Here is an 18122-nt window from a genome sequence, read left to right as displayed (position 1 = left end):
TTGGACAGCCCTCATAAAAGGCTTATTTCTTACGGTAACGTCATCACAAGGAGGCGACCCATCGGGCGCCCTGGCGCTCCGGCCTCGGGGCCATAAATCTACGGGCAATTAGTACCGCTCGGCTGACCTGTTGCCAGGTGTGCACCTGCGGCCTATCGACGTGGTCATCTCCCACGACCCTTAAAAGACGCCTAATCTCGGGGCAGGTTTCGCGCTTATATGCCTTCAGCGCTTATCCGAACCAGACATAGCTACCCAGCGGTGCGCCTGGCGGCACAACTGGTACACCAGAGGTCTGTTCAGGCCGGTCCTCTCGTACTAGACCCAAGCCCCCTCAAGCGTCTAACGCCCGCAGTAGATAGAGACCGAACTGTCTCACGACGTTCTGAACCCAGCTCGCGTGCCGCTTTAATGGGCGAACAGCCCAACCCTTGGGACCTTCTCCAGCCCCAGGATGCGACGAGCCGACATCGAGGTGCCGAACCTCCCCGTCGATGTGAGCTCTTGGGGGAGACTAGCCTGTTATCCCCGGAGTACCTTTTATCCTATGAGCGATGGCCCTTCCATACGGAACCACCGGATCACTATGTCCTGCTTTCGCACCTGGTCGGCTTGTTGGCCTCGCAGTCAAGCACCCTTATGCCATTACACTCTGCGCACGGTTACCAAGCGTGCTGAGGGTACCTTTGAAAGCCTCCGTTACCCTTTTGGAGGCGACCACCCCAGTCAAACTACCCGCCACGCGGTGTCCTCCTTCCGGAGTTAGGCTCCAAGCAAGCAAAGGGTGGTATTTCAACGGCGGCTCCACAGACACTGGCGTGCCCGCTTCATAGCCTCCCACCTATCCTACACATTGATTGCTCAGAGTCAACACGAAGCTATAGTAAAGGTTCACAGGGTCTTTTCGTCCCACTGCGGGTAATCGGCATCTTCACCGATACTACAATTTCACCGAGCTCGTGGCCGAGACAGTGCCCAGATCGTTACACCATTCGTGCAGGTCGGAACTTACCCGACAAGGAATTTCGCTACCTTAGGACCGTTATAGTTACGGCCGCCGTTTACCGGGGCTTCAGTCAGCGCCTTCGATTGCTCTAAGCGCCTCCCTTAACCTTCCGGCACCGGGCAGGTGTCAGACCCTATACGTCATCTTTCGATTTGGCAGAGTCCTGTGTTTTTGATAAACAGTCGCCTGGGCCTCTTCACTGCGGCCCCCGTCGCCGGGGGCGTCTCTTTTTCCGAAGTTACGAGACAATTTTGCCTAGTTCCTTAGCCACGACTCACTCGAGCACCTTAGGATCCTCTCCTCGACCACCTGTGTCGGTTTTGGTACGGGCCGCCTCACTCGCTTTTCTTGGATCCCCCTTCGCTGCAGCAGCTTCGCCCGAAGGCTAGGCCTTGACTATTCCGTCAGTCTCCAGCAGCTACGGAGAACCGTCACTTCCAGTGTGGGCGGGTCAGGGAATATTAACCCTGTGTCCATCCGCTACCCCCTTCGGGTTCGCGTTAGGCCCCGACTAACCCCCGGCTGATTAGCATGGCCGGGGAAGCCTTGGTCTTTCGGTGTGCGGGTTTCTCGCCCGCATTATCGTTACTTATGCCTACATTTTCTTTTCCGGAAGCTCCACCGCGCCTCGCGGCGCGGCTTCCAGGCCGCCGGAATGCTCCCCTACCGATATAATATATCCCATGGCTTCGGTAGCGCGCTTATGCCCGATTATTATCCATGCCGGACCGCTCGACTAGTGAGCTGTTACGCACTCTTTAAATGAATGGCTGCTTCCAAGCCAACATCCTAGCTGTCTGTGCAGTCCGACCGCGTTTCTCCAACTTAGCGCGCATTTGGGGACCTTAGCCGTTGGTCCGGGTTCTTTCCCTCTCGGACGCGGACCTTAGCACCCGCGCCCTCACTGCCGCGCAGCATCCACCGGCATTCGGAGTTTGTCAGGAATTGGTAGGCGGTGAAACCCCCGCATCCAATCAGTAGCTCTACCTCCGGAGGACTCGCGCGACGCTGCACCTAAATGCATTTCGGGGAGTACGAGCTATCTCCCAGTTTGATTAGCCTTTCACCCCTACCCACAGGTCATCCGAAGGCTTTTCAACGCCAACCGGTTCGGCCCTCCACTCTGTGTTACCAGAGCTTCAGCCTGCCCATGGGTAGATCACAAGGTTTCGCGTCTAATACCGCCGACTACGCGCCCTGTTCAGACTCGCTTTCGCTCCGGCTCCGCGCCTTAAGCGCTTAACCTCGCCGGCGACATTAACTCGTAGGCTCATTATGCAAAAGGCACGCCGTCATCCCATCGCGGGACTCCGACCGCTTGTAGGCGCACGGTTTCAGGCTCTCTTTCACCCTCCTGTTCGGAGTGCTTTTCACCTTTCCCTCACGGTACTGGTCCACTATCGGTCTTCAAGGAGTATTTAGCCTTGGAGGATGGTCCCCCCGTATTCAGACAGGATTTCACGTGTCCCGCCCTACTCTTGTTTCACCCTGACATGCCTTTCGCGTACAGGATTGTCACCTTCTCCGATCGCCCTTTCCAGAGCGTTCCGCTAAGCATATCAAGGCTTTTGGGCTAGTCCGCTTTCGCTCGCCACTACTCACGGAATCTCTTCGATTTCTTTTCCTCCGGGTACTTAGATGTTTCAGTTCCCCGGGTTCGCCCCATTGCTGGTGACACGCCTTCAGCGTGCCGGGTTGCCCCATTCGGATATCCGCGGATCAATTCGTGTGTGCCGATCCCCGCGGCTTTTCGCAGCTTGCCACGTCCTTCGTCGCCTCTTGAAGCCTAGGCATCCGCCGTGCGCCCTTAACGATTTCTTTCCCTAAGGTTCTCGGTGCGCCTCCCGGCGCCCGGTCGTCTCTTTGTGATGTCTTACCGTATATGTCAATGATCCTCAATCTAGCCTCCCACCCCAGGGACCCACGCTGCAGGATCCTTCCTTCGCAGCGCCCCCCAAGGGCTTCCGGCAGGCCGCATTCAGCGGCTGTGGAGAATAAGGGATTCGAACCCTTGACCCCCTGCGTGCAAGGCAGGTGCTCTAGCCAGCTGAGCTAATTCCCCAGGCATCCGTAGTCTCGGGCAGGCTCGAACTGCCGACCTCTACATTATCAGTGTAGCGCTCTAACCGGCTGAGCTACGAGACTCCTCTACCCGCCTGACCCGTGGCCCGCGACAATGCGCTGGGCTCGCGCCCGGGCGTGAATCCTCCTTTTACTTTATATGATCCGATACTATACAACAACAGGGCGGGGCGGCGCCCTCCGGCGCGCGGGGCCCATGAAGGGCCGTGTGCTTATTGACTTGATAAAGCCTCTAAAATGAGATGTTCCAGCCGCACCTTCCGGTACGGCTACCTTGTTACGACTTAGCCCTAGTTACCCGTTTTACCCTAGGCAGCTCCTTTTACGGTCACCGACTTCAGGTACCCCGGACTTCCATGGCTTGACGGGCGGTGTGTACAAGGCCCGGGAACGTATTCACCGCGCCATGGCTGATGCGCGATTACTAGCGATTCCAGCTTCATAGAGTCGAGTTGCAGACTCCAATCCGAACTGAGACCGGCTTTCGAGATTCGCTCCGCGTCGCCGCGTGGCTGCCCTCTGTACCGGCCATTGTATTACGTGTGTGGCCCAGGGCGTAAGGGCCGTGATGATTTGACGTCGTCCCCGCCTTCCTCGCTACTTGCGTAGGCAGTCCCGCCAGAGTCCCCAACTTAATGATGGCAACTGGCGGCAGGGGTTGCGCTCGTTGCAGGACTTAACCTAACACCTCACGGCACGAGCTGACGACAACCATGCAGCACCTTGAAGACCGTCCGAAGAAAGGCGCATCTCTGCGCCGGTCGGCCCCCATTTAAGCCCTGGTAAGGTTCCTCGCGTATCATCGAATTAAACCACATAATCCACCGCTTGTGCGGGCCCCCGTCAATTCCTTTGAGTTTCAGGCTTGCGCCCGTACTCCCCAGGTGGCTCACTTATCACTTTCGCTTAGCCCCCGAACGATAACGCCCGAGAACGAGTGAGCATCGTTTACGGCGTGGACTACCAGGGTATCTAATCCTGTTCGCTCCCCACGCTTTCGTCCATCAGCGTCAGTAAGGCCTTGGCGACCTGCCTTCGCTATCGGTGTTCTGAGTGATATCTATGCATTTCACCGCTACACCACTCATTCCGGCCGCCTCAAGCCTACTCAAGACCCGCAGTATCGAAGGCGGTTCCGCGGTTGAGCCGCGGGATTTCACCTCCGACTTACAGGCCCGCCTACGGACCCTTTAAACCCAATAAATCCGGATAACGCTCGCACCCTCCGTATTACCGCGGCTGCTGGCACGGAGTTAGCCGGTGCTTATTCGTACGGTACCTTCAGCTATCTACGCGTAGATAGGTTTATCCCCGTACAAAAGAAGTTTACAGGCCATAGGCCCTTAGTCCTTCACGCGGGATGGCTGGATCAGGCTTCCACCCATTGTCCAATATTCCTCACTGCTGCCTCCCGTAGGAGTCTGGTCCGTGTCTCAGTACCAGTGTGGGGGATCACCCTCTCAGGCCCCCTAAGGATCAAAGGCTTGGTAGGCCGTTACCCTGCCAACTACCTAATCCTGCGCGTGCCCATCCCCGTCCGTAACCTTTCAATGACCGCCGATGCCGGCGAACATCCTATGGGGTGTTAATCCTCCTTTCGGAGGGCTATCCCCCAGACAGGGGCAGGTTGCACACGTGCTCCTCACCCGTACGCCGCTCTCACCCCGAAGGGATCCCGCCCGGCTTGCATGTGTTAGGCCTCCCGCTAGCGTTCATCCTGAGCCAGGATCAAACTCTCCATTGTATTTCCTTCGTTCCGCGGCGCCCCATCGGATACGCCATAAAGCATACCCGGGCGCCGCCCCTTACCTGGTTGTATGTATCGTCGATGTCAATGATCCTCTCTCTTCCAAACCACCAGGCCAAAGGCCTCTCGTGATTTGCGGTTGCAAAGGTAAGAACTTTTTTTGAAACTACCAAAACTTTTTTTGAAAAAAATTTTTTCCGTCCCGGAGCCTCAGCAAAAATCCCCCCCCACGCTTGACCCGAAAAACGGGTGGGCAAAGGTAGGAATTTGTCACTCAAACTTCCAAACGCTCCGCCAAGTTTTTTTTTATAATTTCAAACAGGGCTTCCTACCCCTCTCGCAACGCTCCCCCAATACCAAATCGGGAGTGCAAAGATAAGGGGATTTCCCGAACAGGCAAGAGGTAATTTAAAAAAAATCTGCCCGCCGGGCCCAAGTCGCTGGTTGTCAGGTAGAAAAATTTTAAAGAAAGACCAACACGGCAGTAAAAAAGACAAACACCCCCAAGCTCCAACGAGCAGAACGAGGAATTACGATGCAGCTGAGCGACTTGTAATGAACCGCCATAAGAGCCAGGTTGCCGCAGCGCCTATGAAATCGGCGACGGCATCTAGAAGTTCTGCCGAGCGTCCCACGCGCATTTCGTCCTGCAGTATTTCAGTCAGTATAGCGTAGATGAACATTATGCAGAAATAATTCCTCCGGTGTATTTTTGGATAGGCGGCAAGTAGGAGAATGCCAAGCGCGGCGAATATGCAGAAATGCACGATTTTATCAAACCCGGAGTATATCCAGACGAATTCGGAACTTTCTTCGCCGGGTTTTAGGAGCATATAAGTGAGAAATGCCCAATAAATGGGCATTAATATAAGTGATATTTTCCGAATTTTATCCAAGGAGTGCCTGATAATCTTCTGCCGAGAGGAGGCCGCTTTGGTCGGCATCTTCTGCTAAACGCACTTTGATGATCCAGCCTTCGCCGTAAGGGTCTGAGTTGACAAGTTCTGGCTGCTCTTCTAGTTTTTCGTTAAACTCTACTACGGTGCCGGAAACGGGTAGGAATAGATCGGATACAGTTTTTACCGCTTCTACGCTACCGAAAACCTCGCCTTCGGAGAGTTCTTCTTCCAGGCTGTCAACATCAACAAAGACGATGTCGCCCAATTCGCTCTGCGCGAAATCCGTGATCCCGATGGTGGCTGTATCTCCTTCGATTTTTACCCACTCGTGGTCTTTTGTGTACTTGAGTTCTGCCGGTGTGTTCATTTTTTTTCGTTTTAGCAAATTTATTAAATAAATTGTCTCTGCAAATAGGTTTTTAAAAATTTATCTTATGCCGCCGTTAAAATTGAATGTAGCGGAGAGCCCCGCCCGAATGGTGGAGAGCGGGTAGGCTGTGGAGATTTTGTATTTGGTAGCCAGCTGGTCGTAGAAGAATCTCAGGTTAAAATTTTCGGAGACATTGTAATCCGCGCTGAATTTTATCCCCAGAAGTTTCTGCCCGCCTGTGACTTGAGAATCCTCCAGGAGTATGTTGGTAATTCGTGTTTCGCTATCTCTAAGAGAGAAATCTGCGCGGACATTCAGGTCGCTTACGACATTACGCGGCTTGCCACCCATATTGAGTTTCATCCTTAAATCCTTCACAATGTAGCCGAAGCCAAAGACATATTCCTTGCTGTAGTCCTCCGTGAGGGTATTGTTTACCAAGCCAAGGAGCAGCATCCGGTCGCGGTTGTACATCGCGCGGAAGTGCATATTGTTCCTAAGCGTAAAATCTCCTCCGATAAGCGGGGCAAAGGATTCCACATAGCCTACCTGACTGAAAATATAAGGATTGAGCCTGTCGCCATTTACATCAAACCCGTCGGGATCGTTGTAGTAATCGATGTTCGACTGCACCCCCGTACCCGTGTAGGTGGATTTGTAGGAATGCAGGATGTCAAATTTAGAGAACTGACTTGCCACCATCGGCAGGTTGCGGAAGCCGGAATAAACGACATTCCAGTTTGGCAACGGGAAGCCGGATTTTTTCGGGTTGTCCATCGGCTCCAGGCTGCGCCCTTCCACTGCTGCTCGGAAGGCAGGCACCAGTACATACGCATTCCCCAATGAATATCCTTGAGCGAAGCCTGCCGCACCAGGCACCGTGCCCATTTGCTGAGAGAGCGCTCTAGCATTTTCAATAATTCTCGGGAATAAATCTCCTGAATTTTTAAATGAAGTAGATAGCATCCAAACAGATTTGGAATGAGTAACCAGCTCGTTTTCGAAGGCAAAATCAAAATGCGGCGTAGCGGGATCGGCATCTAGGTTGTAGCCTCCCTGCACGAGGTTTCTGTTGTGCCTCCAAAGCGCATTGATATCTATTCTCAAATCGTTCAGCGGGCTGAGCTGGAGATTTGCATCGAAAGATTTTGAATTTTGCTGCGAATAGGGATCATTCATATATGGAGACGAAGAAATCCATCCGCGCTCGATGGCCGTTCTCCGGATATCCGCCTGCGAGCCGAGCAGGAAGCCAGCTGTAGGCCCGCCGATATTCTGCCCGTAGCCATAGAAATTCGGTGAACTCAATATGCCAGGAAGCACCGTGCCGTTGTTCTCATTATAATTAATATCAAGCTGCCTGCCTGAAAACAACGCCGAAGCCACAGTCTGCATCGGTGTCAGGCGGTTTTTGAAAGTATAACCTTTGTAAGTATTAAATACGAAAAACTTATTCTTTTTGCTTTTCTTCAGGGCGCTTTCTGCATAGGCGTTATTCAGGGAATCGATTTCCTGGCGCCGCTTATTCCTGACCTCCTCTATCTTCCTGAAGTAGGCGAAATTGTTCAGGAACTGCGGTATATTGGCAGTCGCCGTGCCTACAATCGTGTTGGTATTCTGTGCGAGATTCCCCAGATTCCCGGCATTGCTTTGCGTAAGCACCGTAGAGCGGGCGTTCCAGTTGTATTGGAAGCCGTAGCCCACCTCCGCAGTGAGGAAGTTCATAAATGGCAGATACTCAAACGGCAGTCGGTAATTCAGCTGCACCCTGTGATTGTAAAGCACGGGGCGCCCGGAGCGGAAAGGCTGCTCGAAAATGCTGCGGGTGTCCATCGCAGTCGGGCTGATATTGTCGTTCAAAGTCCTGGTAGCGGAATTGATCTCCAGCTTTAATGACCTTGTAAAATTAAAACCTACAGCATACTGCCACCCGAAGTAGAACGCGCGGTTTCGGATCACATCGAAGTCTGAGCCGGCGACGCCGTTCATCAGCGCTTCAATATTCCGGAACTGGAGCTCGTTGTAATTCCTGTCCAGCTCCGTACGCACGGAGATTCTCGTAGGCACAGGGTTGAAATTAAATTCCTTAAACCACTGCAAATATTTCGCGGATTTTGCGGTATCGCTCACCATTTTATTAAACGGTTTCAGCACCCACGGCCGGAAGCTGTAGTTGTAATCCAGATTGCCTCTCAGATACTGGCGATAGTTTTTGGTGGTGTAGACATCCCGGTAGTAATCATCGCTGTAATTCAGTGTAAGCGCCAGGTTTTCCACATCATAGAAGCGGGATTTCCGCTCAGTGTTCGTACGCTCCTTACGCATATTTACCACACCGATGCTGCGCTGCTGCGTGTAAGTTCTCGCGACCTGCTTCAGCTCCTCTCTGTTTGCCGCCTTTTCGAATTCTACATCGATATCGATTGGGTTGTACTTAGGATCCTCGATGGTTTGGGCATAGGTGTAATTTACCGGGATCCGCATCCCTACCTTTTCCGGGATAAATTTATCGAGATTAACCGTGGTACTGATGTTCAGCGCGGAATTGGTGCTCTGGTTCCGCTCGGCAGGTTTTGAGATGATGCTCCCGAAGTCTACCGTGGAGTACGCCCCGCCGGCATTCACCATTGCAAAATCCCCCAGGTTGAAATCCAGGCTAGCATTCGCCGCGTAGCCTCCCTCATTTTCGATTCCGGAGATGCGCATTTCGTTTACCCAAAGTACCACATCTTTGCCTACGCCGGAGGTATTGCGCACCCCGATCATCATAGTGGTAATATTCCCAAGTACAGGGCGGCCTTTCACGAATATCTTCCGGTCGCCGTCGCTTGCCTCGGCATAGAGAAACCTGCTGCCAATAAGGTTTCCGCCGGCCTGGTCTCTTTTTATTTTGGCGTCTACAAAATCCTGGAGGTTGATATTAACCATATTTTCCAGCGGCCAGATCTCAGTGGCAGTTCTGGCAGTACGCGGAGTATATTTCAAAGAGGCTTCGTACTCATAATAATTATCCGTGGCATCACTACCGAAACGCACGAAAAACTTCATATCCCGATCCAGCTGGCTGCTAGTTCCTGTACCGCGGATGTCCTCGGCGTGTACGAACATTTCCAGCTTGCGGTACCTCCGCATATCCACAAAGGTATTTTTTACCACAGCGCGCGCTTCGTTTTTCAGGTTGGTAACTTTAAGGTAAAGGGATGCTTCATTCTGCCGCTGCATACCGCCAGCCGTTTGCAGAACCTGGCGATCAATGCCCGGAGGCATCACATAAGGCGGCGCACCCAGCGCATTCTCCTCCAGATTTACGCTGCCCACGAAGAAATTCTCATTGTCCACAAGCATCGAACCTTCGTTATCAGCAGCACCCGGAAGGCTGCCCGCTACAATATTTTTGTTGTACTTCCGCCACTCGGAGCGTACAAGATCCAGCGTACCGAACCTCAGCGTTGCCGTATCATCGAAGCCATCGAGGATGATTCTCGCAAAGCGTACATTATTCAATACATCCTCGGAAGCCGCACCGGCATTGGTATCAAACTGCTGCACCGGCACGCGGAAGAGGTACCATTTATTCCTGCCCTTCTGTCCGTTCTGGAAACGCACGGGAACTTCTTTTTCATCAACAATAAAATTTCTGTTGACTGCGAGGCTGTTCCTGTCGAGGTTTATGGTGTACTGGTTATAGTTTTCATTAAGATCCAGGTTATAATCGTGGTTAATGTCCTCAGCATCTGGCATCTGCGTGGCTACTTCCAGCGATCCGGACTGGGAATTGCCATCCGGGTTGCGAAAATATTTGTACCGCTCTGTCACGGAAGACGCCTGCGCGCCGGTGAATTTATTAGAAAGATAAAAAACGAAATCATCCGCCGCGGGATCGGGCTCCCCAGTTATCGGATTAATGTATCCGGTACCGAATTTCTGCGCTTCCTGCTCATTGTTCAGCCCGTCGTAGCCTACATCCTGCGCGCGACGCTCCTCGCCCTCGGTGGAAAAGGCGTACAGTACCGGGAACTGGTTCGGCTGAACGCCCCAGTTGCTGGTGGATGTAGAAACCGCGCTGGAGGCCGTAGGCATACCGTTTTCGTACATCAGTTTGCCGTCTTTCAGCACATCCTCAGAAACATTCCCGAGGTGGAGTTTCAATTTTGGCGAGGTACCAAGATTTCGCCCGTCAGCATAGGGATCCATCAACCAGAATTCCACATACTCGATATTGGAACCGGTAAAGTTGGACACGGAAATAGGTCGCATCAGCCCCGCCCACCGCTGGTTTGCCGGCTCGTCAATTGGGTTAAGGTTATAAGGGCCGCGCTCTTTAGGGTAGAAAGTAATATCCAGCGTGTTGGTGTAGGTTTGCTCTCCGGCTACGAAATCCCGGTTGTTCATCAGCTCGGAAGTCTGCACCCGCCGAGATGCGTGGTTGGAAACCGCCTCCGCATTGATGCCTGCCGGAGCTTTTCCGCCGACGCCGTAGAAGCGCGGATCGATATTATACCAGGAAAGAAGCCCTCTGCCGTAGCCCTCGCGCACATCGTTTACCAGGCCGGCATTGGCATACTGAGGATCGTTTCTGTTTTGCTCAGGCTTGGATGCTAGCCCCCAGAAGCCCGGCTCTTTAAGGGAAATTTTGGTAGAAGATTGTTCAAAATCATCAATATAGGATTGATTTCCTGCATTCTTATCCTGCCCAGGAATCAGGTAGGCACCCTCGGCACGGAAATTCAAGCGCGAAGCAGCATCCGTTTTTACAAGCGGAATTTTATCCGTGAGCCTCGTGAGGAACGGGAATTCGTTGTTGTACATCAGGTTGAAGCCTGCCATCGTGTTATTCACCGCTTCATTGCCGAAGTTTACTTTTTGGGTAATTGGTTTTTCGGAATAGTTCACGATGGTGGTACCAAGGAGGAGGCGCTCATTAAACTGCCGCTCAAGGTTCAGCCCCATAAAGCTTCTGCGCTGCGTATTGAAAGTCAGCTGATTTTCCAGCGATACATTGATCGCCTGCCCAGAATTTTTCAGGGCCTCATTAATGATATTCACCGAACCCAGCATATAATCCACGGTGTAGTCCACACCCTCCATCAGCTGCTGGCCGTTTGATGTCACTTTTACCGAACCGCGGGGCACATTGATGGCACCCAGCGAAATGCCGCTCCCCTGCGCACCCTTGTACCGCCCTTCGATGGTGTAGCGCTGCGCCAGGTTTTGCTGCGCCGCCACCTCCTTCTGCATAGTGTATAGGTCATTGAAAACGAATTTCGGATCGCTACTTCCCAGAACATTTTCAAGATAAGAGCCGAAAGGCTTGGCTTTGGTAAATATCAGCTTCCCATCATTGGCATTAATGGTGATGCCGGGAACGAAATCGAAAAGGCCGTCACCCGCCACGCCATCGCCGGACATATCATTATTAATGTTCAGCCTGTCCCAGTTGAATAGTTTCAGCAGCTGCACATCCTGCACGGCGGTCCCCGGGAGATAATTCACCTTGCCCGCCTGGCTGTCGCGGTAGTACACATTCAGCATAAACTGATCGGCGCTGATCTGGTTCGCCTCCATAGGGTAGATGTTTTTCATCATCAGGTCCCACATGGGCGAGGAGGTGCGAACAGTGGAGTTTGGCTTCAGTAATTTTACGATAAGCACCGGGCTTTCGTCAGAGAACTCACCCACTTTGTACACAGTTTTCTGCCCGTTTACAGTGTAGGAATACGCCACCGCAAGCAGCTGATTGTCATTAAGTCTTTGGTTTAATGAAATGTAGCCCAGCTGAGGATTGTAGTTGAATTCATTGGTCTGAAGCCTTCTGGCTCTGCGGTTGAAAATAAACTGCTCGCCGTCGGTATAGCGTTCCGGAGCGCCCGCCGCATTTGGGAAATTCTGCCCCAGCACGGCGTTGTATGCGAGATTCACATCGCGGACCGCTGTGCCCAGGCCGGCGATATTTTGGTAGAGGCCATTCTGCGAGTTGTCCGGATAGCCCGATGCTCCTTCCCCGAGATCCCGGATGCCGAGGATGCTTTTCTGCTCCTGCAAATTGCCAGAGCCCTGCTCCAGCACCCAGACCTCAATCCTGTTGATGCTGATGGTGGAATTGATCAGCGGATAATCTTGCAGCGCTCGGTCGTAATTATCAAGGAAATAATGCCCTAAAAAATAGTGCTGGTTATCTTCATAATCGGAGGCATTGATCTTGAATGTCTGCACCGCGCCGCCGCCCTGCACCACGATGTTCCTCGCCTCTCCCTGCTGCTGGGAGAGCACCACGGTACCCAATGTTTTCCCAAGCTGGAACTGCGTTTTTAAGCCAAAAAGCGATTCCGAGCCGCGGATGAGGCTGGTAGAGAGCGGCAGATTCACATTACCGAACTCTACTTTCTTTATTATTTTATCCTCGCCGCCGGTGGTGCGGTCGTTCAGGCCTTTGTTTTGCAGGTCGCGCCAGGTGCCCCTTGCCTGCCACGCCACATTGAGTTTGTTTTCAAAGGCGAAGCCGCTCTGCGTATCGTAATTGGCGCGGAGTTGGAGATTGTCCCCCACCTTACCGGTAAGCCCCAGCTGGATTCTCTGCTGGATGTCGATGGCAAAGCTGGAGCGGTTCTGCGGCAGGATCATCGGATTGTCAATTTTCTGATGCAGCGCGCCGAGGTCGAAGGATGCGAACCCCTGAGGAATTATCTCTATCTTATTGCTTCCAAAAATGGATTCAAAAAGGCGGTTGTTTATCCTCACTGCCGGGATCAGGCCGCGCTTCTCAGCTTCTTTTTCGTCCTTTCTGAAAACGATATTATTATCATCGGATTTTTGGCGGTAATATTCCGCCAGCTGCGTGCTGAGCATATAGGCGCGGTACTCCTCCGGGGACATCACGGTAGGCGCCCCCACCGTGATGCTGCCGACCTTCGGGTAGAGGTGGTACTTGCCTGTAGCCACATCGTAATAGGCTTCGTAGCGTACCGGGCTGGGCAGGGTATAATCCTGCCGGATGCTGAGGCTGTCCAGCGGGCGCTCCTGCGCTACAGCTGTATTAATAAGGTTAATAACCAGTAAAAATAGTATCCGGATTGCCGCCGGCCTTCCACACTCTAAAATATTATTGAATGTATGTTTCACGCTGCTACTGTACACTTAGCTCTGTTATGTTTATGAACTGATTAAATGCTTTTTAAAATTTGCTTAATAAGATTTTCCACCGAAATATCCGGCTCCTGTTTCTGGATTTTATCCGCTGCTTTTTCTGCGATGCGCCGCTGGATACCCAGCACCTCCAAGGCAGATAACGCCTCGCCGCGGACTTTATTGTCATTCTGAACAGAAATCTCCTCTTCGGTAGTGCTATATTTTCTCATTCGCTCGCGCAGGTCTACGATGATCCGCTCCGCGGTTTTTGCTCCTATGCCCTTTATTTTCTGAAGTTCAGAACTTACCCCGGCACTCACGGCATTGGCAATTTCCGCCCCCGTAAGCGAGGAAAGCATAATCATAGCCGAGGTGGGCCCCACCCCGCTAACGCTGATGAGGAGATCGAAAACCTCGCGCTCGTCTACGGAAGCAAAACCGTAGAGAAGGTGCGCATCCTCCCTGATAATCTGCCTCGTGTAGAGGAATGCCTCCCCGCCCTTTTTTAGCAGGGACGAGGTCTGAAGGCTTATCCCAATGTGGTAGCCAATTCCGCCGACTTCTAAAATAGCATAGGTAGGCGCAACCTCTATGACCATACCCCGAACTGAATAAATCATGCAGATAATTTAGCGGGTAAATATAAGCACATTTTGCCAATCTTTTAAGATGATTCCATATGCTTTTTATGATAATCCACAAGCCTGCTGATGGGCTTTTGGAGGATATTTCCCACATTTAGGTTGAATTCCGCGGCAGCCGCTCGCAGGATTTCCTCGTAGATAAAGGCGATATAGCCGATGAAATTTATCTCCGCAGAGTGCGCCTCCGGGTAGGGCAGCACCTGGTAGTGGAGGAAGTTTCTGAATTCCGCGAAGATCATCTCCTGGATAAAAGGATGCTGCCTGCGCTCCGCGGCAAACTTATTGAACCCGCCCAGCCAGGCATTTGCCCTCGGGTTGTGGTAAATTTTTGCAATTGCTTCCTCAATGGTGAGCCCGTATTCTTTCGTGAATTCTTCGTGAAGATCGGGAGGCAGTTTTTTCATAAAATATTTCTTCAGAAGCTGCTTTCCTATCGCGCTCCCGCTGCCCTCGTCCCCCAGCAGGTAGCCCAGCGAGGGCAGATCTCTACGGATTTCCTTACCATCGAAAAAGCAGGAATTAGAGCCCGTGCCCAGGATGCAGATAATGGCCGGAGTACCTTCGTATGCCGCGTATGCCGCCGCGGTAAGATCGTCTTTCACCGTAATTTCCGCCCGTGTGAAGAAGCTCTGAAATTCCTCCCGCACGATCTCCCTGTTTTGCAGCAGGCCGCAGCCGGACCCATAGAAAAATACCTTGGTAACCTCAGCTTTAACTGAATTCAAAACAGGCTGGGCGAGCAGCCTGGTGCAAATTTCTCCACGCGGGATCAGGTTCGGGTTGAACCCATCCGTCACTGCCTGCAGCATCACCCCGCCGGCATTGTCCAGAATTACCCAGTCGCATTTCGTAGAGCCCCCGTCCGCAATGGCTATCATAGTCAAATTTTTGCTAAAGTAGCGGATTTGCAAAAATTAAACAAATAATTAAAACTCACATTCCGCCGTGTTGTTTACTTTTGCAGAATGCCTGCAATATTCAACTATCTCTGGCGCCTGTGGATTATACTCGTAGCCGCGGTGCTTTTCCTCCTGTTTTTCCTGCCGGTATACCTGCTTTCCATCCGGAAAGAGCACTACAAATTCGCCTACTTCTTCGTAAGAACCTGGTGCAGATGCGTCTTCGCAGCGGCGGGCTTCCGCTATGAACTTATCCGAAAAACATCGAAGCAACTTATTGATAACCAGCCGTATATCATAATTTCCAATCATTATTCAATAATGGATATAATGCTGATCCCGATACTTTTCCCAAGGCACCCCGTATCCTTTGTGGGCAAGGCGGAGCTTGCGAAGATTCCTTTTTTTGCAACCATTTATAAAAGAATCTGCATCTTGGTTGACAGAAAATCCGCACGAAGCCGGCACGCGGTATACGGGAAAACCGCGGAGCGCCTGAGGGCAGGCACCAGCGTGATAATTTTCCCCGAAGGCGGCGTGCCGGATGATACCTCCGTGCTCCTGGATGATTTTAAAAACGGGGCATTCAGCATTTCTGCAGGCGAAAATGTGCCGATAGCCGTACTTGCGCTGGGCGGGCTGAAGGAAATGTTCCCGTTTGATAATTCCAGAGGCTATCCTGGCAAGGCGGTGGCTTTCTTTCTGGATATTCTGCAGCCCAATCCAGATTTCCTCAAAACAAAAGAAGCCGCTCACGGGATGATTTCCGATGCGCTGAGGCAATATTATTTGAAAAAAAATTAAATATCTTTGTTTCCCTTAAGAATTTCATAATGAATCAACATTCTGAGCAGACCAAGTGGTCCCAATTCATCTCGCTGATTATCGTCTTTTTTTTCTGGGGTTTTGTAGCCGCCAACAACGACATCCTGATTCCCGTATTCAAGAGAAGTTTCACGCTCAGCCAGCTGGAGTCGCAGCTGGTGCAGTGGGCGTTTTATGCGGCATACTTCGTCGGTTCTCTCATATTTTTCCTAATCTCCCTGCGGATGGACATTCTTCAAAAAATTGGCTATAAAAAGGCTCTCGCCATCGGCCTGGCGATTTCCTCGTGCGGTGCTTTTCTTTTTGTCCCCGCAGCATCTGCCGGAAGTTTCTGGATGTTTTTGGCGGGATTATTCATCGTAGGCCTGGGCTTTTCCGTGCAGCAGATTGTGGCAAACCCCCTGGCGATAAAAATGGGCAGCCCGGAGACAGGCGCACACCGGTTGACGCTTGCCGGGGGAGTAAATTCCCTGGGGACCACCATCGGCCCGGTGATCCTCGGCATCGCGCTTTTCGGGACCTCCGGCGGGCACACGGAACTTGCCCTGCAGGATGTGAGGCTGCCATTTGCTATCCTCGGCATCGCGTTCCTGCTGGTGGGCGCATTCCTGCTTTTCTCCAAAATAGAGGACCCGACCAGCGTGCAGGAGATAGTGGCAGATAACACCCCGATGGAAAAATTCCGCATCTCGCGCTACCCGCAGCTGTATCTGGGGATGCTCGCGATTTTCGTCTATGTAGGTGTGGAAGTCTCCATCCCCAGCAACCTGGCGGCATTGCTGAACACGCCTGAATTCGGCAGCATCCCGGAAAGCCGCATCGCGCCGTTTATCTCCCTATACTGGGGCAGCCTGATGATCGGGCGGTGGAATGGCGGGATCAATGTGTTTAGTCTTAGCAAACCCGCCTCCCTCCTGATGCATTTTGCGGTACCGTTCCTTGCGTTTGCGGTATTCATACTGGCCAACCGCGCCGGCGGGCACGATGTTTCGCAGTTCTTCATCTATCCCGCCTGGATTATTTTATTTATTCTGATGAGCTTCATCGGGGGCAAAAATCCTGGGAAAACTTTAATGGTTTTCGGCATTGCGGGTATTTTGATGATGCTCTGCGGGCTGGTTTTACCGGATAAAAAACTGGCGGTGTACTTCTTCATCTCCGGCGGGCTGTTCTGCTCCATTATGTGGCCTTCCATCTTCGATCTGGCGATTGCCGGGCTTGGCAAAAACACGGGGAAAGCATCCTCCTTCCTAATTATGATGATCCTCGGCGGCGGCGTGATCCCGCTGATCCAGGGCGCGGTTTGCGACCTTGACCAAAGCCGGCCTGCCGGAATTTTCGGCACTACCTACACGCATTTATCCTACATCATCCCGGTGGCCTGCTATGCATACCTCGCGTTCTACGGCTATTATGCCAGGAAAATTTTAAAGAAGCAGGGCATAGGCACGGGCGATGAGGCGAAGTAAACTCCTCAAATCCAAAACTGCCCGGCTGGGGTTTCTCCTAATCGGGCAGGTGGTGCTGTTCTCCGCCCTGTCGCTGTCCGAAGCAGCGGTAGGGTATTTCGCAGATTTCTTCCATTGGCAAAAAGGTGGGCACCAGAGGCTGTTCTGCGGCGTGCCGTTTTCCGTTGGTGACGCACTTTATTTTCTCTGCGGATTTTTTCTCGCTATCTGCTCCGTCCTTTTATTTCTGAAAAAATATCGGCGAAGCGCCATTTCTGCAATTTTAGTTTTCGCCAATGCTGCCTATTTTCTTTACACTATTTTTTGGGGGATGCTGTATCATCAGAAACCCATCGCAGAGATAGGCGACGCCGGTAGCCCGCCTACTTCTTTGCTAAAAAATCTGGCAGAAAAATATCTCGAAAACTGCAAACGGGACAGAGAGAAGGTGAAAGAAAGCGTAAGCGGTACTATGGAAATCCGCGATATAGAGGAATTAAAATCAGAAATCATCCTCCGGCAGTTTTTTTTGAAGGAAGATTTACAACAAAAATATACGGGAATCATCAGCATAAAACCCAGCCTTTTCCGCGGAATAATGAGCAGTACCGGCATCCTTGGCTACTACAATCCCTTCACCGCGGAGGCGCAGTACGACCCTGAAATGCCCCACACGATGCTCGCCGCCACGCTGCCCCACGAGGCAGCCCACCAGCTGGGCTATGCCCGCGAGCAGGAGGCAAGCTTCATCGGGTTCCTCTGCGGAAAAGATTCGCAAAATGCGGAGCTGCGCTATGCCTCAGGATACTTTGCGCTGAAAAGCCTGCTGAATGCGCTGGCTGATGAGGAACCTGAGTTTGTACTGAATATTCTTTCTCGCTACAGCCCAGGCATGCAGCGAGACCGGCTTGCAGAAATAGAATTTCGGGAGAGGAACCAAGGGCCGATAGCGCGGATTTTTGGTTTCACGAATGATTTCTTTCTGAAATCCAACCGGCAGGATGGAAGCATATCCTACTCCTACTTCGTATACCTGCTGGTGGGGTATGAGTCTGATCAATAAAAATGACCGTGCAA

8 protein-coding genes, 2 tRNA genes and 2 rRNA genes are annotated in these 18122 nt (G+C 52.1%); 3 read left to right on the top strand and 9 right to left on the bottom strand.

Annotation, left to right across the window (positions count from 1 at the left end):
• Positions 1-88: 88 nt before the first annotated feature.
• The 9 genes from IMZ16_RS08300 to IMZ16_RS08260 all read right to left on the bottom strand — a co-directional run bounded on the left by IMZ16_RS08300 (position 89) and on the right by IMZ16_RS08260 (position 14751).
• Positions 89-2827, bottom strand: a 23S ribosomal RNA gene (locus tag IMZ16_RS08300).
• A 167-nt stretch (positions 2828-2994) separates the two neighbouring features.
• Positions 2995-3068: transfer RNA gene (locus IMZ16_RS08295), tRNA-Ala, on the bottom strand.
• Between the two features lie 9 nt (positions 3069-3077).
• Positions 3078-3151 (bottom strand) — tRNA-Ile (locus IMZ16_RS08290).
• Between the two features lie 172 nt (positions 3152-3323).
• Positions 3324-4832, bottom strand: a 16S ribosomal RNA gene (locus tag IMZ16_RS08285).
• Together the 16S and 23S rRNA genes with 2 tRNA genes alongside form the textbook arrangement of a ribosomal RNA operon.
• A gap of 533 nt (positions 4833-5365) precedes the next feature.
• On the bottom strand, positions 5366-5779 hold the full coding sequence (locus IMZ16_RS08280; RefSeq protein WP_394368271.1) for a VanZ family protein: 414 nt from the start codon (positions 5777-5779) through the stop codon (positions 5366-5368).
• Positions 5724-6101, bottom strand: a complete 378-nt coding sequence (gcvH, locus tag IMZ16_RS08275) for a glycine cleavage system protein GcvH (RefSeq protein ID WP_193439656.1) — start codon at positions 6099-6101, stop codon at positions 5724-5726. Before gcvH ends, IMZ16_RS08280 begins: the two co-directional genes overlap by 56 nt.
• Positions 6102-6161: 60 nt before the next feature.
• Positions 6162-13175, bottom strand: a complete 7014-nt coding sequence (gene sov / locus IMZ16_RS08270; protein ID WP_193440832.1) for a T9SS outer membrane translocon Sov/SprA — start codon at positions 13173-13175, stop codon at positions 6162-6164.
• An 89-nt stretch (positions 13176-13264) separates the two neighbouring features.
• Positions 13265-13849: a Holliday junction branch migration protein RuvA gene (ruvA, locus tag IMZ16_RS08265; protein WP_193439655.1), complete on the bottom strand. Its 585-nt coding sequence runs from the start codon at positions 13847-13849 to the stop codon at positions 13265-13267.
• 44 nt (positions 13850-13893) lie between these two features.
• Positions 13894-14751 (bottom strand): BadF/BadG/BcrA/BcrD ATPase family protein, encoded by an 858-nt coding sequence (locus tag IMZ16_RS08260; protein ID WP_193439654.1) that lies wholly within the window; start codon positions 14749-14751, stop codon positions 13894-13896.
• An 87-nt stretch (positions 14752-14838) separates the two neighbouring features.
• On the opposite strand from IMZ16_RS08260, the gene IMZ16_RS08255 reads away from it, so the two are divergent.
• Genes IMZ16_RS08255 through IMZ16_RS08245 form a run of 3 tightly spaced genes read left to right on the top strand, consistent with a single transcriptional unit; the run spans position 14839 to position 18108 of the window.
• Positions 14839-15576, top strand: a complete 738-nt coding sequence (locus IMZ16_RS08255) for a lysophospholipid acyltransferase family protein (protein ID WP_193439653.1) — start codon at positions 14839-14841, stop codon at positions 15574-15576.
• A 29-nt stretch (positions 15577-15605) separates the two neighbouring features.
• Positions 15606-17066, top strand: a complete 1461-nt coding sequence (locus IMZ16_RS08250; RefSeq protein ID WP_193439652.1) for an MFS transporter — start codon at positions 15606-15608, stop codon at positions 17064-17066.
• Complete coding sequence (locus tag IMZ16_RS08245) at positions 17053-18108, top strand: DUF3810 domain-containing protein (RefSeq protein ID WP_193439651.1); 1056 nt, start codon at positions 17053-17055, stop codon at positions 18106-18108. The genes IMZ16_RS08250 and IMZ16_RS08245 overlap by 14 nt, the downstream gene beginning before the upstream one ends.
• The last annotated feature ends 14 nt before the right edge of the window (positions 18109-18122 follow it).

Source organism: Cruoricaptor ignavus (assembly GCF_014961145.1).
Taxonomy (GTDB): Bacteria; Bacteroidota; Bacteroidia; order Flavobacteriales; family Weeksellaceae; genus Cruoricaptor; species Cruoricaptor ignavus.
This window is presented reverse-complemented; position numbering and strand designations above follow the sequence as displayed.

Coding starts and splice junctions, on each gene's coding strand:
- ruvA (WP_193439655.1), bottom strand. CDS start 13,849: ATGATTTATTCAGTTCGGGGTATGGTCATAGAGGTTGCGCCTACCTAT.
- IMZ16_RS08250 (WP_193439652.1), top strand. CDS start 15,606: ATGAATCAACATTCTGAGCAGACCAAGTGGTCCCAATTCATCTCGCTG.
- IMZ16_RS08245 (WP_193439651.1), top strand. CDS start 17,053: ATGAGGCGAAGTAAACTCCTCAAATCCAAAACTGCCCGGCTGGGGTTT.
- IMZ16_RS08260 (WP_193439654.1), bottom strand. CDS start 14,751: ATGATAGCCATTGCGGACGGGGGCTCTACGAAATGCGACTGGGTAATT.
- IMZ16_RS08255 (WP_193439653.1), top strand. CDS start 14,839: ATGCCTGCAATATTCAACTATCTCTGGCGCCTGTGGATTATACTCGTA.
- gcvH (WP_193439656.1), bottom strand. CDS start 6,101: ATGAACACACCGGCAGAACTCAAGTACACAAAAGACCACGAGTGGGTA.
- IMZ16_RS08280 (WP_394368271.1), bottom strand. CDS start 5,779: ATGCCGACCAAAGCGGCCTCCTCTCGGCAGAAGATTATCAGGCACTCC.